This window comes from Thermodesulfobacteriota bacterium (assembly GCA_040756475.1).
Taxonomy (GTDB): domain Bacteria; phylum Desulfobacterota; class Deferrisomatia; order Deferrisomatales; family JACRMM01; genus JBFLZB01.
This window is the reverse complement of record JBFLZB010000260.1, coordinates 1-4,966: the sequence shown is the minus strand read 5'-3', so window position 1 is coordinate 4,966 and position 4,966 is coordinate 1. Positions and strand designations below refer to the sequence as shown.

The following is a 4,966-nucleotide window of genomic DNA, read 5'->3' as shown; positions in this document are numbered from 1 at the left end:
CCAGCACTCCACGGCCGACGCCTGGGAGAAGACCAAGAAGGGCTTCGGAGACGCCTTCGAGACCCTCAAGGGCACCTGGGACAAGGCCCGGAAGGAGATCGCCCCGGAGCCGTAACCGCGGCCGCCCAAGGTGTTGGGCCCTCCCACGGCGTCCCGGTCCGAGAGTCTTTGCCGGGCGGGAGGGGGGAGTCCCTGGCCCCCTGACTCCCGCTGTTGCCCCTTTTTCGTCTGGAGCCTCCCGTGACCCGAACCGGCCCCGATCCATACCGACTGCCCAACGCCGCGGTCCCGACCCACTACGACCTCACTCTGGAGCCGGACTTGGAGGCGGGCACCTTTGCCGGGCGGGCCGAGATCCAGATCGACGTCCGGGAGCCCCTGGAAGAGGTGGTGCTCAACGCCAAGGAGCTCGAGCTCCGGGAGGCGCGGCTCGACGGCCGCCCCGTAGCCGGCATCGCCCTGGGCCCGGAGCGGGAGCGGGTCACATTTGCCTCGGGCCGGCTCCTCGAGCCCGGCCCCCACACCCTGCAGGTCGCCTTCCGGGGCGCCCTGAACGAGAAGCTCGCCGGGTTCTACCGGTCCACCTTCACGGACGACCAGGGCCGCAGGCACACCATCGCCACCACCCAGCTCCAGAGCACCGACGCCCGGCGGGCGTTCCCCTGCTTCGACGAGCCGGCCTTCAAGGCCACGTTCTCGGTGACCCTGGTGATCCCCGAGGGGCTCACCGCGGTCTCGAACGCCCCGGTGGTCGCCGAGGAGCCCGCCGGCCCGGGCAAGAAGCGCGTGCGCTTCGGGCGCACGATCCCCATGTCCACCTACCTCGTGGCCTTCGTGGTGGGGCCGCTGGAGGCCACCGGGGCGGTAGACGCAGGCGGGGTGGCGCTTCGCGTCCTCCACCCGCCGGGCAAGGGTCGCCTGACGAAGTACGCCCTGGAGGCCGGCGCCCACGCCCTGGGCTACTTCGCCGCCTACTACGGCATCCCCTACCCGGGGGAGAAGCTCGACATGGTGGCGATCCCCGACTTCGCCTTCGGGGCGATGGAGAACCTGGGCTGCATCACCTACCGGGAGGTGCTCCTCCTGGTGGACGAGGAGCGGGCCACCCAGGCGGATCTCTTGCGGGTGGCCGACGTGATCGCCCACGAGATCGCCCACATGTGGTTCGGCGACCTCGTGACCATGCGGTGGTGGAATGGCATCTGGCTCAACGAGGCCTTCGCCACCTTCATGGCGACGGCCTGCACGGACGCCTTCCGCCCCGAGTGGCGCCGCTGGGACCAGTTCAGCCGGGAGCGCTCCGCCGCCTTCGACGTGGACTCGCTGTCCGCCACCCGCCCCATCGAGTACCCGGTGCGCTCCCCGGCCGACGCCGACGGCATGTTCGACCTCCTCACCTACGAGAAGGGCGCCTCGGTGGTGCGGATGCTCGAGCAGTACCTGGGACCCGAGCGCTTCCGCGACGGCATCCGGCACTACCTGCGAACGCACGCCTACGGGAACACGGAGACCGGCGACCTGTGGGACGCCCTGGAGGCGGTGACGGGGGAGCCCGCCCGCCGCATCATGGACTCCTGGATCTTCCAGGGGGGCTACCCCCTGATCTCGGCGGGCCGGGACGCCGCGGGAACCCTCGTTCTTCGCCAGAGCCGCTTCTACTACACGGCCCCCACCCAGGCGGACCCCGCCCGCTGGTCGGTGCCCCTCGTCTTGCGTTGCCTCGGGGAAGCCCCGCCCCACGGGGGAGAGCTGCGCCGTCTTCTGGAAGGGGTCGAGGTGCGCCTGGGCCCGGAGGAGGCCGCAGGGCCGGTGCTGGTGAACGCCGGGGGCTACGGGTTCTACCGGGTGCGCTACGAGCAGGGGCTCCTGGAGGCGATCTCCGGCCGGATGATGGAGGACCTCGCCCCCATCGAGCGCTACGTCCTCGCCGACGACGCCTGGGCGGCGGTGCTCGCGGGGGCGACGACGGCCCCCGCGTTCCTGGCCTTCGCGGAGCGGTTCGGGTCCGAGACTGACCTGGACGTCTGGGCCGTCCTCGCGGGGAGCCTCGCGAGCCTCGAGCGCCTCCTCGACGGCGACGCCCTGAGCCGCTACCGGGAACGGGTGCGCTCCCTCCTGCGCCCGGCCCTGGACCGCCTGGGTTGGGAGCCCCGGCCCGGCGATCCCCCCCGGACCCTGGAGCTGCGCGCCCTCCTCCGGCGCGCGTTGGCCGTGACCGCCGCGGACCCCGAGGCCCTGGAGCGGGGGCGGCGCCTCCACGAGGCCTACCTCGCGGACCCCGGCGCGGCGGAGCCCAACCTGGCCGCCGCCGCCGCGGCGGCCGTGGCCAGCAGGGGCACCCCCCAGGACTACGAGGTGTTCCTCACCCGGTTCCGCCGCGCCGCCGACCCCCAGGAAGAGCGCCGCTACCGCTCGCTGCTCGCCGCGTTCCCCGGTGCGCCGGAGATGGAGCGCACCCTGGCCCTGACCCTAGACGGCGCAGTGCGCACCCAGGACGCCCCGTACCTCCTGGCGGAGTGTCTCGCCAGCCGCGAGCAGGGCGAGCGCGCCTGGGAGTTCCTGGCGGCCAACTGGGACCGGATGCTCCGGGAGTATCCCGACAACGCCATCGTCCGCATGGCGGGGGGCGTGCGGGCCCTCTCCCGCCCGGAGACGGCCAGGAAGGTCATCTCCTTCTTCGCGGCCCACCCGGTGCCCAAGGGCCAGAGGACCATGGACCAGCACCTGGAGAAGCTCCGGGTCAACGTGGCGCTGCGGGAGCGGGAGGCGGGCAGGCTGGCAAGCGCCCTGCTCCGGTGAGACACTGCCACCGGCTAAAGACCACCCGACACCGACGCGGAAGCGAAATCGACGCGGTGGTCGGCGGCCCCCTCCGGCCGTGCCTACCCTACGTCCTCGACCGTTTGCAGGAGGAGGAATCCCTGCTCCTCGAAATGGGGATCATAGGCAAAGGCCGCCCGGATGCCCACCGCCTCCATGACCTCGAAGCCGGCGCAGTCCACGAGGCTTACCGAACGAAGGCCGATCCGCTCCAACCGCAGAAACGCGCGGCTGTGGAGAGACTCGTCCACCCAGGTCACCCGAAGCAGAGGCCGGATCGCATGTTCGAACGCTTGGGCGGCGCCGATACCGGCCCGCGCCTGCAGTAGCGCCAGCGTCTCCAGGAGCACGTAGCTCGTGGTATGGATCTCGGCTCCGGTTTCGAGGAGAAGCGAGAAGAGGGGCTTGGCATCCCCGTGCATTCGGTCGTTGCGCACGATCGAGGCAAAGAGGCCCGAGGTGTCTGCAAAGACCTTCACCGCTCCGCCTCCTCGGCGAAGTAGTCGTCGTGGCGAAGGGACACGTCCTCCCGGTCGGCCTGGAAGGCGCCCAGGACCTCCAGCGCGCGGTCTACGGGCTGCTTGCGGCAGCGCCTCAACTCCTCGAGGGCCTGGCGAATGAGCTCCGACATGGACTCCCCGGAACCCCGGGACAAGCCCTTGAGGAAGCGATACTGCTCCTCCGACAGGGAAATCTGGGTCCGCACCATGGGTCACCTCCTATTACATCACGCAAGAAGCATCTTACATCTGCCGTCTGCCCGAGGCAAAGAGAAGCCGGCCAAAGAAGGACAGCCCAGTTGATCCCCCTCTACGCCGCCAACGTCCTGTTCCTCGCTGTCCACGGGGCGTACTTCTTCCTCCCCGTCTACCTCACGGGCCTGGGCGCGTCCGAGGCTGCGGTGGGGGCCGTGATGGCGGCCATGGGGGTCTCGAACGCGGCGGCGCTGGCGGGGCTCTACTGGGTGGGAGAACGCCTCGACACCCGGCGGCTCATGCTCGCCGGCTGCGCAGCCTCGGGAGCGAGCTGCCTCGGCATGCTCGCGGTGACCGGCCTGGGGGGCATTGCGGCCCTGCGGATGCTCCAGGGGGTCGGGTTTTGCCTGTACTTCGTCTCCGCCAACGCCTGGATCGCCCAGTCGTGCCCTCCCCAGGAGCGGGCCAAGCACCTGGGCTACCTGGGGGTGGTGACGCTCCTGACCCAGGCCGTGGCCCCAGCCGGGGCCGAGCTTCTGAGCACCCTGGCCGGATTCCCCGCCCTCTTCGCGGCGACCGCGGTCCTCGTGGCGGCGTCGGCGTTTTGGCTGACCCGGGTGCCGCCGATCGGCGTTCCGGCCCAGGCAGACAGTGCGCTCGTCCCGGGGCGCGGGACGACAAGAGCAGCCCTACGGCTCGGGACAGTGGCCCTCCTCGGCGGCGCCGGGTACGGCGCGGTGCTGCTCTTCTCGCCGCTCCTCCTCCGGTCCCGGGGCATCGTCCCCCTCTCGCTCTTCTTCACCGCCTACGCCCTGGCGGCGGCCGGGGTGCGCATCGTGGGGAGAAATTGGGCGAGCCGCTGGGGCAACCTTCGCCTCGCCCGGTGGTGCTTCCTCCTCCTGGGCGGGGCGACGCTCCTTCTGGCCCAGAGCCGCACGGCGCTTTCCTTCGCCGGGGCGTCGGCCCTCTTCGGCGTCGGGCACGGCCTCATGTATCCGGCGGTAGCAGCCCACGCCGTGGGCGCGCTCCCCGGGGGCAGCGTGCGGGCGCTGACCCTGTGGGCCGGGGGCTTCATGATCGGGGTGAGCCTGGGGGCGTACCTGGCCGGCGAGGTGGCCGAGAGGCACACCGTCGCCGCCGCCGTGGGCTGGGCGGCGGTGCTCCCCCTCCTCGCCTGGGCCCTGCTGGGCCCCCTTCCCGGCCGGCGATCCGCCTGAGCTGCCCCTGATCTCGCTCCCCCCCGAGGGATCAAGCGCCGACCGGGCGCGGCTCGCCACCCTCGCCCCCGGCCCCACTTCCATCGGTGGAGAGGGGATTTACTCCGCCGGTCCCCAGTCCACCAGGGGCCGGGTGGACTCCACGTCGAAGAAGACGGCGTAGCGGATGCGGGCGGCGGCGGCTTCTCCGGCGGCGGCCCGGATCTTGTCCTTGACCGCTTGGAGGTGGGGCCC

General features: G+C 71.7%; 4 protein-coding genes. 2 read left to right on the top strand and 2 right to left on the bottom strand.

Annotation, left to right across the window (positions count from 1 at the left end; genetic code table 11):
* Positions 1–240: 240 nt before the first annotated feature.
* The gene (locus AB1578_21950; protein MEW6490562.1) at positions 241–2,799 is read left to right on the top strand and encodes a M1 family metallopeptidase; all 2,559 of its coding nucleotides are present in this window, start codon (positions 241–243) and stop codon (positions 2,797–2,799) included.
* 83 nt (positions 2,800–2,882) lie between these two features.
* On the opposite strand, the gene AB1578_21945 is transcribed toward AB1578_21950, so the two are convergent.
* The gene (locus AB1578_21945; GenBank protein ID MEW6490561.1) at positions 2,883–3,299 is read right to left on the bottom strand and encodes a PIN domain-containing protein; all 417 of its coding nucleotides are present in this window, start codon (positions 3,297–3,299) and stop codon (positions 2,883–2,885) included.
* A complete protein-coding gene (locus AB1578_21940; GenBank protein ID MEW6490560.1) occupies positions 3,296–3,529 on the bottom strand; it encodes a ribbon-helix-helix protein, CopG family in 234 nt (77 codons plus the stop codon). Before AB1578_21940 ends, AB1578_21945 begins: the two co-directional genes overlap by 4 nt.
* A gap of 90 nt (positions 3,530–3,619) precedes the next feature.
* Between AB1578_21940 and AB1578_21935 the strand changes: the two genes are divergently transcribed.
* Positions 3,620–4,732 (top strand): MFS transporter, encoded by a 1,113-nt coding sequence (locus tag AB1578_21935; GenBank protein MEW6490559.1) that lies wholly within the window; start codon positions 3,620–3,622, stop codon positions 4,730–4,732.
* The last annotated feature ends 234 nt before the right edge of the window (positions 4,733–4,966 follow it).